Here is a 21,840-nt window from a genome sequence, read left to right on the forward strand (position 1 = left end):
CGCGCGCTGATCCGGCGTGATCCGGCGTGATCCGAAAGATCCGAAAGATCCGAAAGAGAGACCCTAGACATCCGCCAGGCGGTTCATGATCTCCGCGGCCCGGTCGAGCGTCTTGCGCTCGCCGGCCCGGAGCGTGGACCCGATCACCGCGGCCAGCCAGGCCTCCCGCGCCGCCGGGATCCGCTCGCACAGCTCGGCTCCGGCCGGGGTCGCGCTGAAGAGGGACTTGCGCCCGTCGTTCGGGTCCTTGGCGGCGCTGACCAGGCCGCCGGCCCGCAACGCGGCCACGGTCTCCGCCATGGACTGGCGGCGCACGTGCTCGGCCTGGGCGAGTTCGGTCACGGTCGCCGGGCCCTCCTGCACGACGCGGTGCAGGGTGGTCAGGTGCGACCAGTTCCACGGCAGGTCGTCGATCGGGGCCTCGGTGCGCAGCCGCGCCCGCAGCCGCGTCATCGCGCGCATCAGCTCGACGGCGGTGTCCTCGGGCGGGGCCGGTTCGCTACTCACCGTGCCAGCTTATGGCAGGGCACGGCCGCCCCGACCAGCGCCGGAACCCCGGTGCACGGGGGCGGGGCCGACCGTCCGGCGGATCCGGAGGACACGCCCTAGCCTGGCCGGTATGGACTCTCCCGACCTCGGACGCGGCGTGCTCCACCCCGCCCGCGCGGCGGCGGCGATCAGGGTGGACCGGCGCGTGCCCGCCCCCGCCGTGGCGCGCTTCGTCGAGTTCTACTGGCTGGTCCGCTGGGACCGCCGTGGCCTGCCCCCGTACGAGCAGAAGGTGCTCGCCCACCCGAACGTGCACCTGGTCTTCGAGGCCCCGCGGGCCCGCGTCTACGGGGTCGACCGGTCGCTCTTCGTCCGCCGCCTGGAGGGTGCCGGGCACGTGCTGGGCGTGAAGTTCAGGCCGGGCGCGTTCCGTTCGTTCGCCGGGCACCCGGTGGCCGGGCTCGCGGACCGGTCGGTGCCCGCGGTCGCCTACTTCGGCCCCGAGGCGGACCGGTTCAACGAGGACGTGCTGCGCTCGCCGCAGGACCCGGCCGTCCTCGCGGACGCCTTCCTGTTGCCCCGGCTGCCCGCGCCCGACCCGGTCGCGCAGGAGGTCGCCGCCATGGTGGACCGGATCACCGGCACCCCCGACCTGTGCCGGGTCGACGACCTGGCCCGGGAGCTGGGCCTCACCGTCCGCCGGCTCCAGCGGCTGTTCGCCGAGTACGTCGGCGCCTCCCCGAAGTGGGTGCTGCGCCGCGCCAGGCTCCACGAGGCCGCCGAACGCGCCGACGCGGGCGGCGCGTTGGACCTGGCGGCGCTCGCGGCCGAACTCGGCTACGCGGACCAGGCCCACCTCACCCGCGACTTCACGGCCGCTGTCGGCACCTCCCCGGCCCGCTACGCCGGCGCCGCGCGGCGGGTCACGCCCCCAGGTAGCGCTGCAACTCGGCCAGCATGAAGTTGGCGCCGGTGTACCCGATCCCCTGGAACCACAGCTGGTCGTCCACCGGGAACGCCCGGCTCGCCTTGACCGCCCCCAACGCCTGCCAACCCGGGCTCTCCAGCGCGGCGTCGGTGCCGGCCCGGCCGGGGTCGCCGTAGGTGGCGTACAGCAGCAGGTCGCCGTCCGCCTTCCCGATCTGGTCCAGCGGGATCTCGACGTCGGACTGGTCGACGTTCTGCGCGTCCGGCCGCCCCACCTGGGCGTCCGACAGCACGATCCCGGGGAAGCTCTGCTTCCCGAACAGCCGGATCCCGCCGCCCTCCACGAACCGCACCAGGCTCACCTTCCGGCCGGACGCCTTCGCCGCCGACAGGGCCTGGGCCACCTGGTTGGCGTGCCGCTGGTACGAGCCGACGAAGGCCGCCGCCGCGGCCTCCCGGCTCAACGCCTGGGCGTGCACCTGGAAGTCGGCCTTCCACGGCGCGCCGGTGGTCTGGGTGAGCACGGTCGGCGCGATCTCCCGCAACTGGTCGAAGCGGTCGCCGTCGCGCGCCTGGTTGGAGAGGATCAGATCCGGCCGCAGCGCCCGGATCGCGGCCAGGTCCGGGGCGCCGACCGGGCCGACCCGGTGGATCCCGGCGACCCGGGAGGCCGGCCAGTAGTCCGGGAACCGGGTTTCGGCGGCCGGCAGCGCGGCGCCGATCGGGGTGATGCCGAGGGTCAGCGCCGAGTCCAGCACGTCCGTGTCGAGGACGACCACCCGCAGCGGCTCGCCCGGCACCAGCACCGGCCCGGTGGCCGCGCCCACCGTGACCGGCGGCACCGGGGTGGGCGAGGCGGACGCACCCAGGCCGTCGGTGGTCGGCGGCGCCGGCCGCCGGGTCGTGCAGGACGCGAGCGCGGCCCCGCCGAGACCGGCGAGGAACGAACGGCGGGCGATCCGGTGCATCGGCGGTCCTCAGACGATGAGGCTTCGGGGGCGCGTCGATTATGTCCGGGTCGGTACCCGAATCGCCGTCAGGCGCCCGCGGTCGCCGCCCACGGGGCCCCCGGAACGACCAACGGCGTGCCCGTCACCGGGTCCGGCACCACCACCGACTCCAGCCCGAACACCTCCCGCACCAGCTCGGCCGTCACCACCTCGGTCGGCGCGCCCTGCGCCACCACCCGACCGTCCCGCATCGCCACCAGGTGGTCCGCGTACCGGGCCGCCTGGTTGAGGTCGTGCAGCACCGCCACCACCGTCCGGCCGCGCTCGACGTTCAGCCGGCGGACCAGGTCCAGCACCTCCACCTGGTGCGCGATGTCCAGGTAGGTGGTCGGCTCGTCCAGCAGCAGGATGTCCGTGCCCTGCGCCAGCGCCATCGCGATCCACGCGCGCTGCCGCTGGCCGCCGGACAGCTCGTCCATGCTGCGCTCGGCCAGCTCCGCCGTGGACGTCCGCTCCAACGCCTCCGTCACCGCCGCCTCGTCCTCCGGCGACCACTGCTGCCACCAGCTCTGGTGCGGCTGGCGGCCCCGCGAGACCAGATCCGCCACCGAGATGCCCTCCGGCGCCGTCGGAGACTGCGGCAGCAGGCCCAGCCGCTGGGCGATCCGCTTCGTCGGGATCCGCGCCAGCTCCTCGCCGTCCAGCAGCACCGCGCCCCGGACCGGCTTCAGCAGGCGCCCCAGGGCCCGCAGCAGCGTCGACTTGCCGCAGGCGTTCGGGCCGACGATCACCGTCACCCGCCCGTCCGGGATGCCGACGTCCAGGCCCTCGACGACCGTGCGCGCCTCGTAGGCCAGGGTGAGGCCCCGGGCCTCCAGACGGTGAGCGGACATCAGGAACCTCCACGACGGGAACGGATCAGCAGCCACATCAAGTACGGCGCGCCGACCATGCCGGTCACCACGCCCACCGGCAGCTCGGTCGGCGCCAGCAGCCGCCGGGCGATCAGGTCGGCCAGCACGACCACCAGCGCGCCCGTCAGCGCCGAGCAGAACAGCGGGACCTGCGCGGACCGGACCAGCCGCAGCGCGATCTGCGGGGCCATCAGCGCCACGAAGTCCACCGGCCCGGCGGCGCCCGCCGCGCACGAGGCCAGCACGATGCCCAGCAGCGCCATGCCGAGCCGGATCCGGTCCAGCCGCAGGCCCAGACCGACGGCCGTCGCGTCGTCGAAGGAGATCGAGCGCTGCGCCCGCGCCGCCCACAGGACGACGGGGACGGCGGCGAGCAGCACCCAGGCCAGCCAGCCGGCCTGGTCGTAGCCGGCGCCGTTCAGGCTGCCCGTCATCCAGACCTTCGCGGCCTGCGCCTGGAAGCCGTCGCCCTTGGTCAGGAACACGGAGGTCAGCGAGGAGAGGGCCACGCTGATCCCGATCCCGATCAGCACGAAGCGCTGCGCGTGCAGGCCGCGCCGCCACGCCAGCGCGTACACCAGCAGCCCGGCCACCAGCCCGCCCGCCACCGCCGCGTACGGGGCCTGACCGGTCGAGCCGACCACGCCGTACGCCATCAGCCCGACGACGGTGGCGGTCGCGCCCCAGGTCACGCCCACCACGTCGGGGCTGGCCAGCGGATTGCGGGCGACGGTCTGGATCAGCGCCCCGGCCAGCCCCAACGCCGTGCCGACCAGCAGGCCCACGACCACCCGGGGCAGCCGGAACTCGCCGACCACCAGCTCGTGCGGGCTCGGCTGCCCGAGCACCACCTTCACCACCTCGACCGGTGACACCGCCGACTCGCCCAGGCAGAGCGAGGCGACGACCGTCCCGGCCAGCGCGACCAGCAGGCCCAGCGCCACCACCGCCGACCGGCGGTGCAGCAGCACGGACGCCCGCCCGGCCCGCAGCACGGCGTACCCGCGTGGGGAGACGGCGCCGCGCCCGACGGTCCGCCCGCCCTGCGCGCTCATGACGCGACCACCTTCCGGCGGCGCACCAGCGCGACCAGGACCGGGACGCCGACGAGCGCCGTCATCACGCCCGCCGGGACCTCCGACGGCGGGAAGAGGACCCGCCCCAGGGTGTCGGCGAGCAGCAGCAGGGCCGGGCCGAGGACGGCGGAGAAGGCGAGCACCCAGCGGTGGTCCGCGCCGGCGACGGCCCGCGCCGCGTGCGGGACGGCGAGGCCGATGAAGGCGATCGGCCCGGCGGCCGCGACGGCCGAGCCGGTCAGCACCGTCGCGCCGAGCGCGCCGACCACCCGGACCAGGCCGGTCTTGGCGCCGAGGCCCTTGGCGGTGTCCTCGCCGAGCGCGAGCGCGTCCAGGCCGCGGGCCACCGCGACCACCAGCACCGTGCCGACCGCGAGGAACGGCAGCAACTGCCAGGCCACGTCCGAGGTCCGCCCGGAGAGCGAGCCGACGTGCCAGAAGCGGAACTGGTCCATGGTGGCCGCGTCGGTCGTCAGCACCAGGGTGTTGAGCGAGGCGATGAACGCGGACATCGCCGAGCCGGCCAGCGCCAGCTTGATCGGCGTGGCCCCGCCCCGGCCGCGCCCGGCCAGGCCGTACACGAGCACGGTGGCGATCACGGCGCCCGCGAAGCCGAACCAGACGTACCCGGTGAGGGTGGAGACGCCGAAGCCGGAGATGGCGAGGACCACGCCGGCCGCCGCGCCCTGGGAGACGCCGAGGATGCCGGGGTCGGCGATCGGGTTGCGGGTGAGGCCCTGCATGACGGCCCCGGCGAGGCCGAGCGCCGCGCCAACGGCCAGCCCGACGACGGTGCGCGGCACCCGCAGCTCGCGGACGACGACGGCGTTGGCCGTGTCGCCGCCGTGCAGCAGGGCGTCGAGGGTGTCGCCGAAGGGGATGGTGCGGCTGCCGACCGCCAGGCTCAGCAGCACAGCGGTGGCCAGGACGGCCAGCGCGGCGGCGAGCCACGGTATTCGGCGGCGCGGTGTCCGTCGCGCGCCGGGTGGCGCGGTGGTGTCGGTCATGAGCCCTCTCCGCAGACAACTCAGGTAAACCTAAGTTCCCGCCGGAAGCCGGGGCAAATTGCCTCGGCGCCCGCACCGCCCGTTGGATAGCCTGACGGCATGCCCGAGACCCGCACCGCCCCGCTCACCGTCGGCTTCGACCTCGACATGACGCTGCTGGACACCCGGCCGGGGATCCGTGCCACCTACCTGGCGCTCGCGGCCGAGACCGGGGCCCACATCGACGCCGACCTGGTGGTCACCCGGCTCGGGCCGCCGCTGCTGGACGAGATCCGCAACTGGTTCCCGGAGGACGAGGTGGAGCGGGCCGTCACCCGTTACCGCGAGCTCTACCGCGAACTCGCCTTCGCCCCGACCGTCGCCCTCCCCGGCGCGCACGCCGCCGTCGAGGCGGTCCGCGACCACGGCGGCCGGGTCGCGGTGATCACCGGCAAGTACGAGCCGAACGCCCGCCTCCACCTGGAGCACGCCGGCCTGCACGCGGACGCGCTGGCCGGCGACCTCTGGGCGGAGACCAAGGGCGAGGCGCTGCGCGAGCACGGCGCGAGCGTCTACGTCGGTGACCACCTCGGCGACATCCGGGGCGCCCGGCACGCGGACGCCGTCGCGGTGTGCGTGGCCACCGGCCCGTACAGCGCGGACGAACTGCGCGCGGCCGGGGCGGACGTGGTGCTGGCGGACCTCACCGGGTTCCCGGCCTGGCTCGACGCCCACCTGGCCCGCTGAGCCGCAGCCCGGGGGCGTCCTAGGAGGCGCCCGAGGCCTCCACCCGGCGGCGCTGGGCCCGCGCGTTCAGGAACAGCCCGGTCAGCGCGGCCAGGAAGCCCGCCGGCATCAGCATGCTCAGCCAGTACGCGGCCGTCGGCAGCGGCGTCAGGTGCAGGAACAGCGGGACGAAGGTGACCAGGGTGGCGAGCGCGCCCAGACCGAAGACGATCGTTCCGGCCTTGACGTACACGTCGCCGGGGTCGGCGCTCTGGCTGCTCACGTCTGCTCGCTCCTCGGGGCTGGTCGGGCGGTCCGTCCAGTCTGGCAGAGCGGCCGCCGGGCCCGGCCACCGGAGCGGTTCGGTCACGTTGCGCAGTTTCTCGGAAGCTGAACGTTTTGATCCCTGCTGGGCGGGGGTATGCAGGGGGTGCCGAGGGGTGCGACAGGTGCGCCCCGTTTCCTCAGACCCGGGGGTGTGAGCCGATGGACCGCGCTGAGCCGCGCCCCGGCCGTGCCAGTGCCGGGTCGCCCGTGACCGCGAGACCGCCGCGCCCGTACCGCCCCCAACGGGCCCTGGAACGCGGATCTTTCGCGGAACGCGGATGAGGCAGTGACGGACCGTTAGTCTGCTCCTGACAGCGTGCTGACCATGAGCGCCCGCGGGCGCCGAGCCGAGGTCGGCGGCCTTCCCCACCACCCAGTGATCCCCGGCCAGGGCCGGGATCCCTCACACCCATTCGAGGACTGTTCGAGATGCCCACCGGCCAGGTCAAGTGGTTCAACGAGACGAAGGGCTTCGGCTTCCTGTCGCGCGACGACGGCGGCGACGTCTTCGTCCACACCAAGGCACTGCCCGCCGGTGTCACCGTGCTGAAGCCGGGCCAGCGGGTCGAGTTCGGCGTGGTCGCCGGCCACCGCGGCGACCAGGCGATGGCCGTGCAGCTGCTGGACGCACTGCCGTCGGTGGCCGCCGCCCAGCGCAAGAGCGCCGACGACATGGCGCCGATCGTCCAGGACCTGATCACCACGCTGGACGCGGTGCTGCCGGGCCTCCAGCACGGCCGCTACCCGGCCAAGGCGACCGGCCAGAAGCTGGCCGGCCTGCTGCGCGCGGTGGCCGACCAGTTCGACGTCTGAGGCGTCCGGCCGGGGATCAGAACGCCAGCGCACCCGGGTCGAGCGGGGGCACCAGCCCTTCCGCGGCGGCCCGGGTGAGCAGCGCGCGGACGGCCGCGTAGCCCTCCTCGCCGAGGTCCGCGGTGAACTCGTTCACGTACAGCGCGATGTGCTGGTCGGCGACGGCCGGGTCCATCTCCTGGGCGTGCGCCAGCACGTACTCCCGGCTGGCGCGAGGGTCCGCCCAGGCCTGCCGGACGGAGGCGCGGACGGCGTCGGTGAGCGCGCGCAGCCGTTCGGCGCCGAGCGAACGCCGGGCGACGATCGCGCCGAGCGGGATCGGCAGGCCGGTCTCCTGCTCCCAGGCCTCGCCCATGTCGGCCAGGCTGTGCAGGCCGTACTGCTGGTACGTGAAGCGGGCCTCGTGGATCACCAGGCCGGCGTCCACCCGGCCGTCCCGGACGGCGGGCATGATCTCGTGGAACGGCAGGACGACGATCTCGCCGAAGCCGCCCGGCACCGCCTTCGCGGCCCAGAGCCGGAACAGCAGGTAGGCGGTGGACCGCTCGGACGGCACCGCCACCGTCTTCCCGGTGAGGTCCGCGGGGGCGTCCGTCCCCGGCCGGGTGAGCACCAGCGGGCCGCAGCCGCGCCCGAGCGCGCCGCCGCAGGGCAGCAGGGTGTACTCGTCCAGGACCCAGGGCAGCGCGCCGTAACTGATCTTCAGGACGTCCAGTTCACCGCGCTCGGCCAGGCCGTTGGTGACGTCGATGTCCGCGAAGGTCACCTCGGGGGCGTCCGCCCCGGGCACCAGGCCGTGCGCCCAGGCGTGGAAGACGAAGGTGTCGTTCGGGCAGGGCGAGTACGCGATGCTCAGCCGTTCAGCCACGGCCGGCCTCCTCGATCAGTTCGTGGACGGGCAGTGCGGCGAAGGCCCGCTCCAGGGCGGCCAGCGCCTCGCCGATCCGCCAGGCGGCCCGGTCGCGCGGGCCGACCGGGTTGGAGACGGTCCGCAGTTCGAGCACCGGCACGCCGTGCCGGGCGGCGGCCTCGGCCACGCCGAAGCCCTCCATCGCCTCGGCCAGCGCGCCCGGGTGGCGAGCGGCCAGCGCGGCGGCCCGCTCGGCGCTGCCGGTGACGGTGGAGACGGTCAGCACCGGGCCGGTGGCGGCGCCCAGGGCCCGGGCGGCCAGTGCGACGGCGGCCGGGGGAGGGGTGTGCCGGACGGTGCCGAAGCCCAGCTCGGTGACGTCGGCGAAGCCCTCGGGGGTCTCGGCGCCGAGGTCGGCGGTGACGATCGCGTCGGCCAGCACGGTGGCGCCGACCGGGGCGTACGGGGCGAACCCGCCGGCGATCCCGGCCGAGACGGCCAGGCCGTAACGGCCCCCCGGGGCCCCCAGCGCGGCGGAGGCGGCGGCCGCGGCGGCCGCCGGGCCGACCCCGCCCGCCAGGACGTCCACCGGGACGCCCGCGGCGCGGTGCAGCGCGCCGCCGGGCAGCGGCAGCACGGTGGCCGGGCCGGGCAGCCCGCGCAGGACGGCCTCGGCCTCGGCGGGCACCGCGACGACGACGAGCAGCCGGGCCCGGTCGGGGCCCGACTGCTCGTTCCGCTCGTCGGCGACGGCGTGCGCGGTCATCGCGGGACCGTCAGTTGTCCTTGGTGTTCAGCTGGAAGTACCAGACGGCGACCGGGTTGTCCGAGTTCTTGTCGCCCTCGACCACGGTGACCAGGGTCTTGCCGGCGGCGTTCAGCACCTTGCTCGCCGACTGGGAGCCGGAGTAGGTCGGGCCCTTGGCGTAGGTGAACAGGCTGTAGCGCCCGCCCTGGGCCTGCGAGCCGCCGTTGCTGAAGGCCCACCAGCCCTTGTCGGCCACGTTCGGGGTGACGCCGACGCCGACCTGGTCGCTCAGCACGACGTCCTTGGTCGGGAGGGTGCCGTCCTGGAGGGCCTGGGTGGCCTTGTTCTGGCACTCCTGCTGCAGGTCCTCGGTGATCGGGCTGCCGCCGTTGAAGCACAGCGGGTCCGCGACGATCGAGGAGTTGCCGACCGTGAGGGTCGCGCGGTGGGAGCTGTGCTCGGTCTGGCCGCTCGCGATCGCGACGGACGTGCCGACCGTGGCGGCACCGACCACGACGACGGCGCCGAGGGCGGCGAAGGCACGGGTATTGAGGCTCATGCGTCAGAATCTACCGGGCTTCGCCGATCACGCTACGCGGGGGTCGGCCGCCGCGTGTTGCCCGTGGCCGGTTCAGGCCACCCGGGGCGCCGCCGGGCGCCGCCGCAGACCCACCCGGAAGAGCGTCCGGACCGTCCACAGCAGCATCAGCCCCACCACCCCGGCGGCCACCGACAGGCCCAGCACGCCGTTCAGCGGCAGCAGGATGCCGACCGCGCCGCCGGCCACCCAGGACAGCTGGAGCAGCGTCTCCGACCGGGCGAACGCCGAGGTCCGCACCGCCTCCGGGACGTCCCGCTGGATCAGCGCGTCCAGCGCCAGCTTGCCCAGCGAGGCCGCCACCCCGGACACGCCCGCGACCAGAACCACCGTCACCACGCCGTACCAGAGCGCGGCCGCCGCCGTCACGCCGGTCGCCAGCAGCAGCATCGCGGTGACCGTCGCCTCCGGGCCCCGGGTGCGCAGCCAGGAGCCCAGCACCGAACCCAGCGCGTTGCCCGTCCCCGCGGCCAGCGCCACCAGGCCCAGCGCCAGCGTCGGCCGCAGGCCCCCGATCGGCTCGTCGCGCAGCAGGAACGCCAGGAACATCACCAGGAAGCCGACCAGCCAGCGCAGCGCCGACATCGCCCGCAGCGCCAGGATCACCGACGGGCCGACCGTGCGCAGCGAGGCCTTCGGGGCCCTGGCGTCCTCCCGCGCCGGCTCGCCGGGCACCTCGGCGTGCAGGACGGCGCGCTGCTCGCCCTTCGCGGAGTCCACCGCGTGCGGCAGGTGGAAGGCCATCAGGGTGCCGATCACGAAGACCAGGAACGCGCCGCGCAGCGGCCAGCCCGGCCCGATCAGGTGCAGCAGGCCGCCCACCCCGGCCGCCACCCCGGTGGCCAGCAGTCCGGCCAGGGTGACCCGGGAGTTCGCCTTCACCAGCGACAGCCGGCTCGGCAGCAATCGCGGCACCACCACGCTGCGCACCACCCCGTACGCCTTGGACGCCACCAGCACGCCCAGCGCCTCCGGGTACAGCGCCAGACCGCCGCCGGTGATCACCCCGGCCATCGTCCAGGCCAGCACCGCCCGGGCCAGCATCGACATCGCCATCGCGGCCCGGCGGCCGTGCGGCAGCCGGTCCAGCAGCGGGCCGATCACCGGGGCGAGCAGGGCGAACGGGGCCATCGTGATCAGCAGGTACAGCGACACCCGGCCGCGGGCCTCGCCGGTGGGCACGGAGAAGAAGATGGTCGAGGCCAGCGCGATGGTGATCAGCATGTCGCCGAAGGAGTTCAGCGCGTGCAGTTCGATCAGCTTCGCCAGGCCGGATTCGCCCGCGCCCTCCGCGGAGGTGGCCTTGCGGATCCGGCGGCCGGTGCCGTGCACCACCCGGCCGGTGCGGGCGCCGGCGGCGGAGGCGGTCCGGACCAGGAGGTTGCGGCTCGGCTCCGGGTCCTCTTCGCCAGGGGCCCCGTCCAGGGCGGTGAGCTGCCGGGCGGGGACGGCCGGGTCGGCGCCGGCGTCGGTCGCGGCGTCGGTCTTGACGAGGCTCACGGGGGCGGTGGGCGACTCGGGATCGCCCCCCGGCTGCGGTTCGCCCGCAGCGGGGGCCGGAGGCTGCTGTCGCGGCACGGCGTCCGCCTCGTCGGGGCTGCCGGCCTGCGAGGCGTGCAGTGCGTGCTGCGACGGGTTCTCGTCCGCCACATGCCCATCCTGCCCCAGAATCGCCGCAGTGACGCGGGATTCCAGCCCGCTCGGCGCGGCCCCGGAACGGTCGCCGCCGCCCCGGACTGTGCCGGGGCGCCGACCGGCGGGTAGCCTGCCCAAGGGCCGCGCGCCGAGCGCCGGGGCGCCGGCAGGCCCGGACGAGCGGCGCGGCCGGTATCCGCGGCGGCCCCTGGTCGCGCAGAATGGACAAGGGACTATCGAGCCGCGACGGAACAGGCAACACGCCGTGGGCGACAGAAGAACTGGGAGAGAATCGACGCCGTGAGTGCTGCGATGCGAAGCCGTACCCCCGATCGGCTCTGTGCCGAGGCCGTCGAACTCGCCCGGAAGGCGGCCGAGGAGGCCGTCGGCCCGGAGACCGTCGGACCACATTTCGGTGCCCAGGCGGACGCCGACCGCGTCGTCACCCACACCTTCGAGTGCCTGGACGCCGCCTACCGGGGCTGGCACTGGGCGGTCACCGTCGCCCGCGCCCCGCGCGCCAAGAACGTCACCCTCGACGAGGTCGTCCTGCTGCCCGGCCCCGACGCCGTCCTCGCCCCCCAGTGGGTGCCGTGGAGCGAGCGGCTGCGCCCCGGCGACATGGGCCCCGGTGACCTGCTGCCCACCGACGCCGACGACGCGCGCCTGGAACCCGGCTGGAGCGGCGAGGACGAGCCCGCCCCGAACTCCGCGGTCGCCCTCGCCGCCGAGGAGGACGTGGTCGTCACCGACCCGGGCATCCAGCCCGCCCCGGCCCGGGCCCAGATCAACGCCGTCGCCGAGGAACTCGGCATGGGCCGCAGCCGGGTGCTCTCCCGGCTCGGCCTGCACCTGGCCGCCGACCGCTGGGAGAAGGCGCACGGCCCGCAGACCCCGATGGCGCAGGCCGCGCCCGCCGCGTGCGGCAGCTGCGGCTTCCTGATCCCGATCGGCGGCTCGCTCGGGCAGGCCTTCGGCGTGTGCGGCAACGAGTTCGGGCCGGCCGACGGGCAGATCGTCTCCTTCGCGTACGGCTGCGGCGGTCACTCCGAGGCGGCGGTCATCCCGGCCCCGCCGGCGCCGTCCGAGCTGATCCTGGACGAGCTGGTGGTCGAGCCGCTGCAACTGCATCCCGACCGCACCTCCGGCTCGGTCGAGCCGGACGGCCCGGCGGAGGAGCTCGGGCACTCCTGATCCAGGTACCGGCCCGCGGCCCGCTCCACCGAACCGGTGGGGCGGGCCGCGGCGTTCGTGCGGGTGGGGGGCCCTGCGGGCGGGTGGCGGCGGGGGCGCGGTCCGGAGCAGCGGCCGGGCCGGGGGAGAATGCCCCCCGTACGAAGTACAGGGCGGCGGAAGGCGGCAGGTCCAGTGGAACCTCGGATCATCGGCAGCGGCACGGACGAGCACCTCGCGGACCCCTTCGGGAGCGCCGCGTTGCGCCGGCGGGTGCTGGACGCCTGGGCCGCCTCGCCGGCCCGGTTCCGGGAGGACGCCAACGCCGAGGAGGAACTCGCGCTCGGCGGCTACCGCGACCGCTTGGTCGTCGAGTTGGCGCAGAACGCGGCCGACGCGGCGGTCCGGGCCGGCCACGGGCCCGGGCGGCTGCGACTCACCCTCGCCGACGGCGTCCTCGCCGCCGCCAACACCGGAGCCCCGCTGGACGCGGCCGCCGTCGAGTCGCTGTCCACCCTGCGCGCCTCCTCCAAGCGCGGTGAGACGCCCGCCGTCGGCCGGTTCGGCGTCGGCTTCGCCGCCGTGCTCGCCGTCACCGACGAGCCCGCCGTGCTCGGCGCCGCCGGCGGGGTGCGCTGGTCGCTCGGCGAGGCCCGCTCGCTGGCCGAGGAGCAGCCCGCACTGGCCGAGGAACTGCGCCGCCGGGACGGCCACGTGCCGCTGCTGCGGCTGCCGTTCGCCGCCGAGGGCCAGGCCCCCGAGGGCTACGACACGGTGGTCGTGCTGCCCCTGCGGGACGCCGCCGCCGAGGACCTGACCCGCCGTCTGCTGGCCGGCATCGACGACGCGCTGCTGCTCACCCTGCCCGGCCTCGCCGAGGTCGTGGTGGAGACCCCGGAGGGCACCCGGACGCTCACCCGCACCGCCGCCGAGCCCCGCCCGGACGGCGTCACCGAGGTCACCGTCACCGACGACGCGGACGGCCGGCCGCGGCGGACCCTCTGGCAGACCGTCGGCGCCACCGGCACCCTGGCCGCCGAACTGCTCGCCGACCGCCCCACCGAGGAGCGCGCCCGCCCGTACTGGACGGTCACCTGGGCCGTCCCGGTCGCCGCCGACGGCACCCCGCAGGCGCCCGGCATCGCGCCGGTGCTGCACGCGCCCACCCCCAGCGACGAGCCGATCGGCCTGCCCGCGCTGCTCATCGCCTCCTACCCGCTGGACTCCACCCGCCGGCACGTCGCCCCCGGCCCGCTCGCCGACTTCCTCACCGAGCGCGCCGCCGACAGCTACGCCGACCTGCTGCGCGCCCGCGGCGCCGACCTCGGCTCGCTCGGCCTCGTCCCCGGGCGGCTCGGCCAGGGCGCGCTCGACAACGCGCTCCGCGCGGCCGTCCTCTCCCGGCTGCCCGGCACGCCGTTCCTGCCGCACCCGGCGCCGGTCGAGGCGGGCACGCCCGCGCTGCGCCCCCGGGACGCCACCCTGCTGGAGGGCGCGGACGGCTCAGTGGTCGAGGCGCTCGCGCCGATCTTCCCCGGGCTGCTGCCGGCCGGACTGGAGCGCCGCTCCGAGCTGCGGGTGCTGGACGTGCGCCGGGTGCCGCTGGCCGAGGTGGTCGACCAGCTCGGCGGCCTGGACCGCGAACCCGCCTGGTGGCGCAACCTGTACGCGGCGCTCGGCGCCGCGGACCCGGAGGCGCTCGGCGCGCTGCCCGTCCCGCTCGCCGACGGCCGGACCGTCACCGGGCCGCGGCGCGTCCTGCTGCCCTCCGAGGACGCCGACTGGGCCGCCTTCCCCGGCTACCCCGAGTCGCTGGCCGACGCGCTCGCCGCCCTCGACCTGCGGCTCGCCCACCCCGAGGCCGCCCACCCGCTGCTCGCCAAGCTCGGCGCCGGCACCGCCACCCCGGCCGGGGTGCTGGACACCCCCGAGGTGCGGGCCGCCGTCGCCCGCTCCTACGAGGTGGCCGAGGACGACGTCGAGGCCGCGCTCGAACTGGCCGACGCCGTCCTGGCGTTGGTCAAGGCCGCCGGTCCGGTCGCCGGCGAGCACCCCTGGCTGGCCCGGCTGGCCCTGCTCGACGACGAGGGCGAGCCCGCCCGCGCCGGTGAACTCGTCCTGCCCGGCAGCCCGTTCGCGGCGCTCGCCCGCGAGGAGGACGCCGGCTGGGTGGACGACGAACTGCTGGAGCGCTGGGGCCCGGAGGTGCTCACCGCCGTCGGCGTGCTCGCCGACTTCGTCCTGGTCCGCGCCGAGGACGTGGTGCTCGACCCGGACGACCTGGAACGGCTCGACCCCACCGCGCCCGCCGACCGCGCGGCCGGCGGCCACCCCACCGGGCTGCTCGACGAGGCGCCCGACGGCCTCGCCGACTGGGCCGAGGACGCCCTCGAAGCCCTGCACGCCGACGACGTCGCGGGCGTCCCGCCGGTGGCCGCCGAACTGCTGGCCGTCCGCGACCTCGACCTGGTCGACGACGACGCCTGGCCCGAGGCGCTCGCCGCGCTGGCCCGCCCGCCGTACCGGGACGCCGTGGTCAACCCCGTCCGCACCCTGCTGCCGGACGGCTCCTACACCGACCTGCCGCCGTACACCGCCTGGTGGCTGCGCGACCACCCGGTGCTGGACGGTCGCGAGCCCGCCGGGCTGCGCGCCGCCGGGGCCGACCCGCTGCTGCGCGGCCTCTACGACGAGGCCCGGACGACCCTGGACGAGCAGTTCCTGCACGCGCTCGGGGTGCGCACCACGCTGGCCGCACTGCTCGCCGAACCGCACGGCCCGGACGAGGTGCTGGACCGCCTCACCGACCCGGCCTCCGACCTCGGCCACCGCCAACTGCACGGCCTGCACAGCGCGTTGGCCCGGATCGAGATCGAGCGGATCGAACCGCTCGACGTGGTGCGGGCGCTGCCGCCGCTCGACCCGGACACCGGCCGTCGGCCGGCCCACACGGTGATCGTCGACTCCGCCCGGGCGGTCGTCGCCGACGCCCCCGACCTGGTCCAGCTCCTGCACCCGTACCCGCTGGTGCCGGTCGCCCCGGCGCTCGCCGCCGACCTCGCCGAGCGGCTGCACGTCTCGCTCGCCAGCGAGGTGGCGGGCGGGCGGGTGCTCTCCGAGGGCGTGCTGCACCGGGTCCCCGCCGTGGTGCGGGAGCTGCTGCCCGGCTGTCCGGTCGCCTACGAGGAGCACGAGGAACTGCTCGTGGTCGGCCCGGACGGCGACGACGCCGCCGTGGACTGGCGTTGGGACGTCGAGGCGGACGCCCCGGAGGCGCCCTACGACCCGGACGCGGCCGAGGCCGCCGACGAGGACGACGAGTTCGAGCTCCCGCCGGTGCCCGGGCTGCTGCACGCCGCCACCCCGGAAGGCCTGGCGGCCGGGCTCGCCTGGTCGGTCGGGCAGTGGCACCGGCGGTTCGAGGTGCTGGCCGCGCTCACCGATCCGGACCGGGCGTACGAGCTGTCCGCGGCGCGGGACTTCGAGGGCTAGGCACTCTCTTTCGGATCACGCCGGGCGCGGCGTGATCCGAAAGAGAGGACCTTGGCCCTCAGCGGGCCCGCCCGCGGCGCTTGAACCGCAGGTAGACGGCGGTGGTGGTGGCCAGCCAGACGGCCGCCACCAGGGCCTTCACGGCCGTCGGCACCCACGGCAGCGCCGGGGCGGTCACCGCGCCGGCGTTCGTTAGCCAGCGGCCGCCCATCAGGGCCAGGACCGTCAGTCCGGCGGCCAGCAGGCCGGCCAGGAAGGCGGCGAACGCCTCCACCTGCCCGGTCTCGCGCTCGGTTTCCCCACCTGTGCGGGCCATGTCGGCACCCCCTTCCGCGATCCATCATCCAGGCTGCGGGCCGGGGGTGCCAGGGCCTCACTCCATCCCGCGGCGCTTCATGAAGCGCCAGGCGATCTCCAGGGCCAGGCCGCAGACCACCGCGATGCCGACGCCGACCAGGGGGTCGCGGGTGCCGACCAGCGAGAGCTGGAAGAAGTTTGACAGCCAGGGCACCAGCAGGACCAGGGCGAAGGCGCCGCCCATGGTGCCGATCAGCAGCAGGCGCCACCAGTTGTAGGGGCGGGCGACGATGGCGAGCACCCAGATGGCGATCAGGAAGAGCGTCAGGGTGGCCACGCTGGTGTCGGCCTTGAGGTCGGTCGCGTGGTCGGCCCGGGCCAGCGCGTAGGCGACGAAGGTGCCGGTGCCGGCGATGGCGCCGCCCGGCACGGCGAGTCGCAGGACGCGTTTGACGAAGCCGGTGCGGGCCCGCTCGTTGTTGGGGGCGAGGGCGAGGAAGAAGGCCGGCACGCCGATGGTGAGGGTGGAGAGCACGGTGGAGTGCCGGGGCAGGAACGGGTACGGCGAGTGGGTGCAGATCACCAGCAGGGCCAGCAGGACCGAGTAGACCGTCTTCACCAGGAACAGGCCCGCGACCCGCTCGATGTTGCCGATCACCCGGCGGCCCTCGGCGACCACCGAGGGCAGGGTGGCGAAGGAGTCGTCGAGCAGCACGATCTGGGCGACCGCCTTGGTGGCGTCGCTGCCGGTGCCCATCGCCACGCCGATGTCGGCGTCCTTGAGCGCGAGCACGTCGTTGACGCCGTCGCCGGTCATCGCCACGGTGTGCCCGCGGGACTGCAGGGCGGCGACCAGCTGGCGCTTCTGCTGCGGGGTGACCCGGCCGAAGACGGTGGTCCGTTCGGCCGTGTCGGCGAGGGCCTCCGGTTCGGCGGGCAGCGTCCGGGCGTCCAGCGGGTGGTCGGCGCCGGGCAGGCCGAGGTGGCCGGCGACCGCGCCGACCGAGACCGCGGCGTCGCCGGAGATGACCTTGGCCTGCACCTGCTGGCCCTCGAAGTAGCGCAGGGTCTCGGCGGCGTCGTGGCGCAGCCGCTGCTGGAGCACCACCAGGGCGAGCGGGGCGAGCCCGGCGGCCGGGTCGGGGGAGTCCAGCGGGGTGGGGGTGCGGCCGAGCAGCAGCACCCGCAGGCCCTTGGCGCCCAGCTCATCGACCTCGGTGAGCGCCGGGTGCCCGGCGGGCAGCAGCACGTCGGGGGCGCCGAGCAGCCAGCTGGCCTCGCCGCCCTGCGGCTCCAGCAACTGCACGCCGCTCCACTTGCGGGCGGAGGAGAACGGCATCGCCTCGATCACCCGCCAGCCGTCGGCGGCGGGGGAGCCGCCGTCGCCCGGGGTGCCGCCGTCGCCGCGCCCGTAGGCGTCGATGACGGCCTGCATGGAGGGGTTGGGGCGGGCGTCGGCGCCGGCCATCACGCCGAGCGCGTGCTTGATGGTGTCCGGGCCGACGGCGCCGGGCTCGCCGTCGGAGAGGACCCGCAGGTCGACGACGTCCATGCCGCCCTCGGTGAGGGTGCCGGTCTTGTCCAGGCAGACGGTGTCGACCCGGGCCAGGCCCTCGATCGCCGGGAGCTCCTGGACCAGGCACTGCTTGCGGCCCAGCCGGATCACGCCGATCGCGAAGGCGACCGAGGTCAGCAGGACCAGCCCCTCGGGGACCATCGGTACGATCCCGGCCACCATCCGGCGCACGGCCTCGCGCCAGTCGCGGCCCTCGACGGCCAGCTGGCTGATGATCAGGCCGATGGCAGTGGGGATCAGCAGGTAGGTGATGAAGCGCAGGATGCTGTTGATGCCGCTGCGCAGTTCCGACTTCACCAGGGTGAACCGGCTGGCCTCCTCGGCGAGCTGCGCCGCGTACGCCTCGCGGCCGACCCGGGTGGCGGTGAACGCGCCCGCGCCGGCCACCACGAAGCTGCCGGACATCACCTGGTCGCCGGGCTGCTTGAGGACGGGGTCGGGCTCGCCGGTGAGCAGCGACTCGTCGATCTCCAGGCCGTCCGCCTCGGTGACCTCGCCGTCGACGATCACCTTGTCGCCGATGCCGAGCAGCACCGTCTCGTCGAGCACGATCTCGGCGACGGCGATCTGCTGGACGGTGCCGTCCCGGCGGACCTGGGGGCGGGCCTCGCCGATCAGGGCCAGGCTGTCCAGGGTCTTCTTGGCGCGCAGCTCCTGGATGATGCCGATCGCCGTGTTGGCGACGATGACCAGGCCGAACAGGCCGTCCTGGAGCGGGCCGACGACCAGGATGATCCCGAACATCACGCCGATGATCGCGTTGAAGCGGGTGAAGACGTTGGCCCGGACGATCTCCTTGGCGGAGCGGCTGGACCGTACGGGAACGTCGTTGACCTGTCCGCGCGCGACCCGTTCGGCCACCTCGGCGGAGGTCAGCCCGCCGCGGCGGCCGGGCAGCAGCCCGAGGGGGTGCGCACCGTCGGGGCGGTCGGCATCGCCGGGCTGCTCTTCCGCGGGGTGGGCAGGCTGCGTCATGGCACCGACTCTACGGGCGCCTTATGTCCGGTGCGTGCTACTAAAGGACTATTCAGTCCGACTGGGTGGCCGGGCCCTGACCGTCGTCTCCGGCCGCCCGGTTCGCGGCCTCGGCGGCGCGGTCGCGGGCGATGGCGTCCCGCCGGGCGCGGCAGTACCAGAGGCCGATCAGGCCGAGCAGGCCGCCGGAGAGGCAGATCCACGGCCAGGTGCCGTGGCCGTGGTCGGAGAGGGTGCCCTGGAAGGGGAGCAGCGCCAGGAAGGCGACGAACCACAGCACCGTGCCGCCGCCGACGATGGCGACGTCGTTGGCCTCCAACGGAGGGGGCGAGGGGTGCAGCGGCTTCTTGGGCATGGGGCCTAGCGTACGGTGCGGCGGCCGGCCCTCAGGGGCCCTCGGGCTTCTACGCGCGAAGATAGCGCGTGTGCGATCGGGAAACCATACTGAAAACTCCCCGCCCGGCCACCGTCGCCCCGGGCGTCCCCCCTCCTCAGCTCCCCCACAGAGGACGCACGCATGCCTGTGGTCCAGCCGACCACCGAGTCGCCCGAACCCGCCTCCAGCGCGCCCCAGCCCCCCTCCGGCGCCCTGGACCGCTACTTCCGGATCAGCGAGCGCGGCTCCACCCTGCCGCGTGAGATCCGCGGCGGCGTCGCCACCTTCTTCACCATGGCGTACATCCTGGTGCTCAACCCGATCATCCTGGCCAGCGCCACGGACATGACCGGGGCCCACCTGGACAGCGCCCAGCTGGTCACCGCCACCGCCCTCACCGCCGGTCTCACCACCCTGCTGATGGGCGTGGTCGGCAACGTCCCGATCGGCCTGGCCGCCGGACTGGGCGTCAACACCATCGTGGCGCTCCAGCTCGCCCCCAAGATGACCTGGCCGGACGCCATGGGCATGGTCGTGCTGGCCGGCTTCGCGATCATGCTGCTGGTCGCCACCGGCCTGCGCGAGCGGGTCATGAACGCCGTGCCGCTCGGCCTGCGCAAGGCCATCGCGATCGGCATCGGCCTGTTCATCTGCCTGGTCGGCCTGGTCGACTCCGGCTTCGTCAGCCGCATGCCGGACGCCGCGCACACCACCGTCCCGCTGCAACTCGGCGGCAGCGGGCACCTGCTCGGCTGGCCGGTGCTGATCTTCGTGTTCGGCCTGCTGCTCACCCTCGTCCTGGTGATCCGCAAGGTGCCCGGCGCCATCCTGATCAGCATCGTGGTCAGCACCGCGCTCGCCGTGGTGATCGACAAGCTGGTCGACATCCCGGCGCTCAAGTGGGGCCTGACCGTCCCGGCCTGGCCGGGCAACCCGGTCGCCGCCCCGGACTTCGGCCTGGTCGGCAAGGTCAGCCTGTTCGGCGGCTTCGAGAAGGTCGGCGTGCTGACCGGCGCGCTGTTCGTCTTCACCGTGCTGATGTCCTGCTTCTTCGACGCGATGGGCACCATCCTCGGCGTCGCCGACGAGGCCCACCTGCTCGACGAGAAGGGCGACCTGCCCGGCATCAACAAGATCCTGATGGTCGACGGCATCGCCACCGCGGCCGGCGGCGCCACCTCCGCCTCCGCGAACACCTGCTTCGTGGAGTCCACCGCCGGTGTCGGCGAGGGCGCCCGGACCGGCTTCGCCTCGATCGTCACCGGTCTGCTCTTCGTGGTGGCGCTCTTCCTCACCCCGCTCGCCACCATGGTCCCGGCCCAGGCCGCGACCCCGGCCCTGGTCACCGTCGGCTTCCTGATCCTCGCGAACTCCATCAAGGAGATCGACTGGGCCGACTTCACCATCGCGATCCCGGCCTTCCTGACCATCGTGATGATGCCGTTCACCTACAGCATCACCAACGGCATCGGCTTCGGCTTCATCACCTTCTGCGTCCTGCGCCTCGCCGCCGGGCGCGGGCGCAGCGTGCCGGTCCCGCTCTACCTGGTGGCGGGCGTCTTCGCCTTCTACTACCTGATGCCGGCCCTCGGCCTGCTCTGACCGGCCCGGCCCGGTCCCGCCGATGGCCCCGCGCTCCTGGAGGAGCGCGGGGCCGCCGTCGTTCCCGGGGGCGCCGACCCCGGGGCCGGCGGTCAGTGGACGCAGAACTTGTTGCCCTCCGGGTCTCCGGAGAGGTGATGTTAGGGGTTCTACGGCAGGGCCGAGAGTGCCCCGTCCGGATCGGCTCCGGACGGGGCGAGGGGATACTACTGCGAGCAGTCCAGCGAGCACGCCCACAGGGTGTACCCGGGGCCGCTAGCGGCTTCCTGGTGGCCCACGGGGACCGGCTTCGGGGCGGGCCTCTTGCAGCGGACACAGCGCACGGGAGCGAGGCGGGGCCACGTCTCGCGGAGCCGGTTCGAGTGGTCGCCCCCGTGAAACGGCTTACGGTTGCACGGGGCTCCGTCGTACTTCCCGGGACGGGGGTCGCCGCACGTGGGCTTCTCCATGGCAGCGAAGGTCATCACGCCACCGCCCCGGCGAGGGTGTGCGCACCAGGGAACGTGTATCCGGGGTCCGGTTCCCCCATCACGACTGCCCGAAGTGCGTCGCGCCGCGCGCGCTGCTGCTCCCGCTCCTCGAACTCGCGTTGCATGGCGTCCAGCTCGGCCAACCAGGCGTTGCGGTCGACGTAGGGGCGCACCAGGGCGCTTACAAACGGGGCTTCGTAGTCGGCTCGCCGGGTGATGACTGGGGCAGCCACAGCCGCGGGGATGGGCTTCGGCTCGGCCGAGACGGCACGGTGCTGCCCGCGAGCCGGCAGGACCAGGCGCAGGACGGCGCGCAGGGCGACGGCGATAAGGTGTCGCATGTTCGTTCAGCTCCCAATTAGCTGTCGGACACTCGACCCCCGGAGCCGGTCCTAAGCGGCGCCGGGGGTTCTTTCGGCTTCGAAGGTAAGGCAACTCCTCTACCCTCGTCTACCTACGTGTGCACATAGCTCGGGATGTGGCTCGTTGTCTACCCTTGGCCCATGGCCTCGGAAATCGACTACGACGCACCCACCCCGCCGTACCAGCAGATTGCGGCGGAGATCATCCGCGACATTGAGTCCGGGGTACTCGCGGCGAACCGTCCGATCCCGTCCGAGTCGGCACTGATCCAGCGGTGGGGCGTGGCCCGGGACACGGCCCGTCGAGCGGTCCGGCATCTGCGCGAAGGCGGGTACGTCTACACCGTGCCGCAGCGCGGGACGTACGTGGCCGAGCGGATCCCCGAAAAGTAGAATGCCCCGCCCTGCCGGAGACCAGCGGGACGGGGCCGAGTTGGGCGCGAGAGTCGGCAAGGGTGGTTCTTCCATTGGCGCCCCT

21 protein-coding genes are annotated in these 21,840 nt (G+C 74.7%); 7 read left to right on the forward strand and 14 right to left on the reverse strand.

Annotated features, from left to right (window positions below; translation table 11 throughout):
• Nucleotides 1-63: 63 nt before the first annotated feature.
• Nucleotides 64-507 (reverse strand): MarR family winged helix-turn-helix transcriptional regulator, encoded by a 444-nt coding sequence (locus tag ACIPLC_RS20660; RefSeq protein ID WP_400474453.1) that lies wholly within the window; start codon nucleotides 505-507, stop codon nucleotides 64-66.
• Between the two features lie 112 nt (nucleotides 508-619).
• Here ACIPLC_RS20660 and ACIPLC_RS20665 point away from each other — a divergent pair, with 112 nt between their 5' ends.
• On the forward strand, nucleotides 620-1,450 hold the full coding sequence (locus tag ACIPLC_RS20665) for a DUF6597 domain-containing transcriptional factor (RefSeq protein ID WP_400474454.1): 831 nt from the start codon (nucleotides 620-622) through the stop codon (nucleotides 1,448-1,450).
• Here the strand turns inward: ACIPLC_RS20665 and ACIPLC_RS20670 are convergent.
• The 4 genes from ACIPLC_RS20670 to ACIPLC_RS20685 form a co-directional block, all read right to left on the reverse strand.
• The gene (locus tag ACIPLC_RS20670; protein ID WP_400474455.1) at nucleotides 1,413-2,384 is read right to left on the reverse strand and encodes an ABC transporter substrate-binding protein; all 972 of its coding nucleotides are present in this window, start codon (nucleotides 2,382-2,384) and stop codon (nucleotides 1,413-1,415) included. The two genes, ACIPLC_RS20665 and ACIPLC_RS20670, sit on opposite strands and share 38 nt — an antisense overlap.
• 68 nt (nucleotides 2,385-2,452) lie before the next feature.
• The gene (locus tag ACIPLC_RS20675; RefSeq protein ID WP_400474456.1) at nucleotides 2,453-3,259 is read right to left on the reverse strand and encodes an ABC transporter ATP-binding protein; all 807 of its coding nucleotides are present in this window, start codon (nucleotides 3,257-3,259) and stop codon (nucleotides 2,453-2,455) included.
• Entirely contained in the window at nucleotides 3,259-4,335 is a 1,077-nt protein-coding gene (locus ACIPLC_RS20680; RefSeq protein WP_400474457.1) for a FecCD family ABC transporter permease, read from the reverse strand. Before ACIPLC_RS20680 ends, ACIPLC_RS20675 begins: the two co-directional genes overlap by 1 nt.
• Nucleotides 4,332-5,363: a FecCD family ABC transporter permease gene (locus ACIPLC_RS20685; protein WP_400474458.1), complete on the reverse strand. Its 1,032-nt coding sequence runs from the start codon at nucleotides 5,361-5,363 to the stop codon at nucleotides 4,332-4,334. Before ACIPLC_RS20685 ends, ACIPLC_RS20680 begins: the two co-directional genes overlap by 4 nt.
• Before the next feature lie 99 nt (nucleotides 5,364-5,462).
• Between ACIPLC_RS20685 and ACIPLC_RS20690 the strand changes: the two genes are divergently transcribed.
• Nucleotides 5,463-6,089 carry an HAD family hydrolase gene (locus ACIPLC_RS20690; protein WP_400474459.1) on the forward strand — a complete coding sequence of 209 codons (627 nt, stop codon included), beginning with the start codon at nucleotides 5,463-5,465 and terminating at the stop codon, nucleotides 6,087-6,089.
• A 19-nt stretch (nucleotides 6,090-6,108) separates the two neighbouring features.
• Here the strand turns inward: ACIPLC_RS20690 and ACIPLC_RS20695 are convergent, their stop codons facing one another.
• Complete coding sequence (locus tag ACIPLC_RS20695; protein WP_400474460.1) at nucleotides 6,109-6,351, reverse strand: hypothetical protein; 243 nt, start codon at nucleotides 6,349-6,351, stop codon at nucleotides 6,109-6,111.
• A gap of 473 nt (nucleotides 6,352-6,824) precedes the next feature.
• On the opposite strand from ACIPLC_RS20695, the gene ACIPLC_RS20700 reads away from it, so the two are divergent.
• On the forward strand, nucleotides 6,825-7,208 hold the full coding sequence (locus ACIPLC_RS20700; protein ID WP_063348207.1) for a cold-shock protein: 384 nt from the start codon (nucleotides 6,825-6,827) through the stop codon (nucleotides 7,206-7,208).
• Between the two features lie 16 nt (nucleotides 7,209-7,224).
• Here ACIPLC_RS20700 and ACIPLC_RS20705 read toward each other — a convergent pair whose 3' ends face one another.
• The 4 genes from ACIPLC_RS20705 to ACIPLC_RS20720 all read right to left on the reverse strand — a co-directional run bounded on the left by ACIPLC_RS20705 (nucleotide 7,225) and on the right by ACIPLC_RS20720 (nucleotide 10,829).
• Entirely contained in the window at nucleotides 7,225-8,076 is an 852-nt protein-coding gene (locus ACIPLC_RS20705; RefSeq protein WP_400474461.1) for a 1,4-dihydroxy-6-naphthoate synthase, read from the reverse strand.
• Nucleotides 8,069-8,824: a futalosine hydrolase gene (locus ACIPLC_RS20710; RefSeq protein ID WP_400474462.1), complete on the reverse strand. Its 756-nt coding sequence runs from the start codon at nucleotides 8,822-8,824 to the stop codon at nucleotides 8,069-8,071. The genes ACIPLC_RS20705 and ACIPLC_RS20710 overlap by 8 nt, the downstream gene beginning before the upstream one ends.
• A gap of 10 nt (nucleotides 8,825-8,834) precedes the next feature.
• A complete protein-coding gene (locus ACIPLC_RS20715) occupies nucleotides 8,835-9,365 on the reverse strand; it encodes a hypothetical protein (RefSeq protein ID WP_400474463.1) in 531 nt (176 codons plus the stop codon).
• A 72-nt stretch (nucleotides 9,366-9,437) separates the two neighbouring features.
• Nucleotides 9,438-10,829 (reverse strand): MFS transporter, encoded by a 1,392-nt coding sequence (locus tag ACIPLC_RS20720; protein WP_400474540.1) that lies wholly within the window; start codon nucleotides 10,827-10,829, stop codon nucleotides 9,438-9,440.
• 522 nt (nucleotides 10,830-11,351) lie between these two features.
• Between ACIPLC_RS20720 and ACIPLC_RS20725 the strand changes: the two genes are divergently transcribed.
• Complete coding sequence (locus ACIPLC_RS20725; RefSeq protein ID WP_400474464.1) at nucleotides 11,352-12,233, forward strand: DUF3027 domain-containing protein; 882 nt, start codon at nucleotides 11,352-11,354, stop codon at nucleotides 12,231-12,233.
• Nucleotides 12,234-12,407: 174 nt separating this feature from the next.
• On the forward strand, nucleotides 12,408-15,704 hold the full coding sequence (locus tag ACIPLC_RS20730; RefSeq protein ID WP_400474465.1) for a sacsin N-terminal ATP-binding-like domain-containing protein: 3,297 nt from the start codon (nucleotides 12,408-12,410) through the stop codon (nucleotides 15,702-15,704).
• A 58-nt stretch (nucleotides 15,705-15,762) separates the two neighbouring features.
• On the opposite strand, the gene ACIPLC_RS20735 is transcribed toward ACIPLC_RS20730, so the two are convergent.
• Genes ACIPLC_RS20735 through ACIPLC_RS20745 form a run of 3 tightly spaced genes read right to left on the reverse strand, consistent with a single transcriptional unit; the run spans nucleotide 15,763 to nucleotide 18,907 of the window.
• Nucleotides 15,763-16,020: a hypothetical protein gene (locus ACIPLC_RS20735; RefSeq protein WP_400474466.1), complete on the reverse strand. Its 258-nt coding sequence runs from the start codon at nucleotides 16,018-16,020 to the stop codon at nucleotides 15,763-15,765.
• A 57-nt stretch (nucleotides 16,021-16,077) separates the two neighbouring features.
• Nucleotides 16,078-18,552: an HAD-IC family P-type ATPase gene (locus ACIPLC_RS20740; RefSeq protein ID WP_400474467.1), complete on the reverse strand. Its 2,475-nt coding sequence runs from the start codon at nucleotides 18,550-18,552 to the stop codon at nucleotides 16,078-16,080.
• Between the two features lie 52 nt (nucleotides 18,553-18,604).
• Nucleotides 18,605-18,907 (reverse strand): DUF2530 domain-containing protein, encoded by a 303-nt coding sequence (locus ACIPLC_RS20745; protein WP_400474468.1) that lies wholly within the window; start codon nucleotides 18,905-18,907, stop codon nucleotides 18,605-18,607.
• 162 nt (nucleotides 18,908-19,069) lie between these two features.
• On the opposite strand from ACIPLC_RS20745, the gene ACIPLC_RS20750 reads away from it, so the two are divergent.
• Nucleotides 19,070-20,530: an NCS2 family permease gene (locus ACIPLC_RS20750; protein ID WP_400474469.1), complete on the forward strand. Its 1,461-nt coding sequence runs from the start codon at nucleotides 19,070-19,072 to the stop codon at nucleotides 20,528-20,530.
• 463 nt (nucleotides 20,531-20,993) lie between these two features.
• Here ACIPLC_RS20750 and ACIPLC_RS20755 read toward each other — a convergent pair whose 3' ends face one another.
• Complete coding sequence (locus ACIPLC_RS20755; protein ID WP_400474470.1) at nucleotides 20,994-21,341, reverse strand: hypothetical protein; 348 nt, start codon at nucleotides 21,339-21,341, stop codon at nucleotides 20,994-20,996.
• A gap of 162 nt (nucleotides 21,342-21,503) precedes the next feature.
• On the opposite strand from ACIPLC_RS20755, the gene ACIPLC_RS20760 reads away from it, so the two are divergent.
• Complete coding sequence (locus ACIPLC_RS20760) at nucleotides 21,504-21,755, forward strand: GntR family transcriptional regulator (RefSeq protein WP_400474471.1); 252 nt, start codon at nucleotides 21,504-21,506, stop codon at nucleotides 21,753-21,755.
• Nucleotides 21,756-21,840: the final 85 nt, after the last annotated feature.

It is taken from the genome of Kitasatospora sp. NPDC086801 (assembly GCF_044745805.1).
GTDB lineage: Bacteria > Actinomycetota > Actinomycetes > Streptomycetales > Streptomycetaceae > Kitasatospora.

What these genes read in the sequence shown, in the direction of transcription:
- ACIPLC_RS20670 (WP_400474455.1), bottom strand. Translation starts at nt 2,384, where the DNA reads ATGCACCGGATCGCCCGCCGTTCGTTCCTCGCCGGTCTCGGCGGGGCC.
- ACIPLC_RS20665 (WP_400474454.1), top strand. Translation starts at nt 620, where the DNA reads ATGGACTCTCCCGACCTCGGACGCGGCGTGCTCCACCCCGCCCGCGCG.
- ACIPLC_RS20755 (WP_400474470.1), bottom strand. Translation starts at nt 21,341, where the DNA reads ATGCGACACCTTATCGCCGTCGCCCTGCGCGCCGTCCTGCGCCTGGTC.
- ACIPLC_RS20690 (WP_400474459.1), top strand. Translation starts at nt 5,463, where the DNA reads ATGCCCGAGACCCGCACCGCCCCGCTCACCGTCGGCTTCGACCTCGAC.
- ACIPLC_RS20685 (WP_400474458.1), bottom strand. Translation starts at nt 5,363, where the DNA reads ATGACCGACACCACCGCGCCACCCGGCGCGCGACGGACACCGCGCCGC.
- ACIPLC_RS20700 (WP_063348207.1), top strand. Translation starts at nt 6,825, where the DNA reads ATGCCCACCGGCCAGGTCAAGTGGTTCAACGAGACGAAGGGCTTCGGC.
- ACIPLC_RS20675 (WP_400474456.1), bottom strand. Translation starts at nt 3,259, where the DNA reads ATGTCCGCTCACCGTCTGGAGGCCCGGGGCCTCACCCTGGCCTACGAG.
- ACIPLC_RS20710 (WP_400474462.1), bottom strand. Translation starts at nt 8,824, where the DNA reads ATGACCGCGCACGCCGTCGCCGACGAGCGGAACGAGCAGTCGGGCCCC.
- ACIPLC_RS20745 (WP_400474468.1), bottom strand. Translation starts at nt 18,907, where the DNA reads ATGCCCAAGAAGCCGCTGCACCCCTCGCCCCCTCCGTTGGAGGCCAAC.
- ACIPLC_RS20735 (WP_400474466.1), bottom strand. Translation starts at nt 16,020, where the DNA reads ATGGCCCGCACAGGTGGGGAAACCGAGCGCGAGACCGGGCAGGTGGAG.
- ACIPLC_RS20715 (WP_400474463.1), bottom strand. Translation starts at nt 9,365, where the DNA reads ATGAGCCTCAATACCCGTGCCTTCGCCGCCCTCGGCGCCGTCGTCGTG.
- ACIPLC_RS20760 (WP_400474471.1), top strand. Translation starts at nt 21,504, where the DNA reads ATGGCCTCGGAAATCGACTACGACGCACCCACCCCGCCGTACCAGCAG.
- ACIPLC_RS20725 (WP_400474464.1), top strand. Translation starts at nt 11,352, where the DNA reads ATGCGAAGCCGTACCCCCGATCGGCTCTGTGCCGAGGCCGTCGAACTC.
- ACIPLC_RS20680 (WP_400474457.1), bottom strand. Translation starts at nt 4,335, where the DNA reads ATGAGCGCGCAGGGCGGGCGGACCGTCGGGCGCGGCGCCGTCTCCCCA.
- ACIPLC_RS20740 (WP_400474467.1), bottom strand. Translation starts at nt 18,552, where the DNA reads ATGACGCAGCCTGCCCACCCCGCGGAAGAGCAGCCCGGCGATGCCGAC.
- ACIPLC_RS20750 (WP_400474469.1), top strand. Translation starts at nt 19,070, where the DNA reads ATGCCTGTGGTCCAGCCGACCACCGAGTCGCCCGAACCCGCCTCCAGC.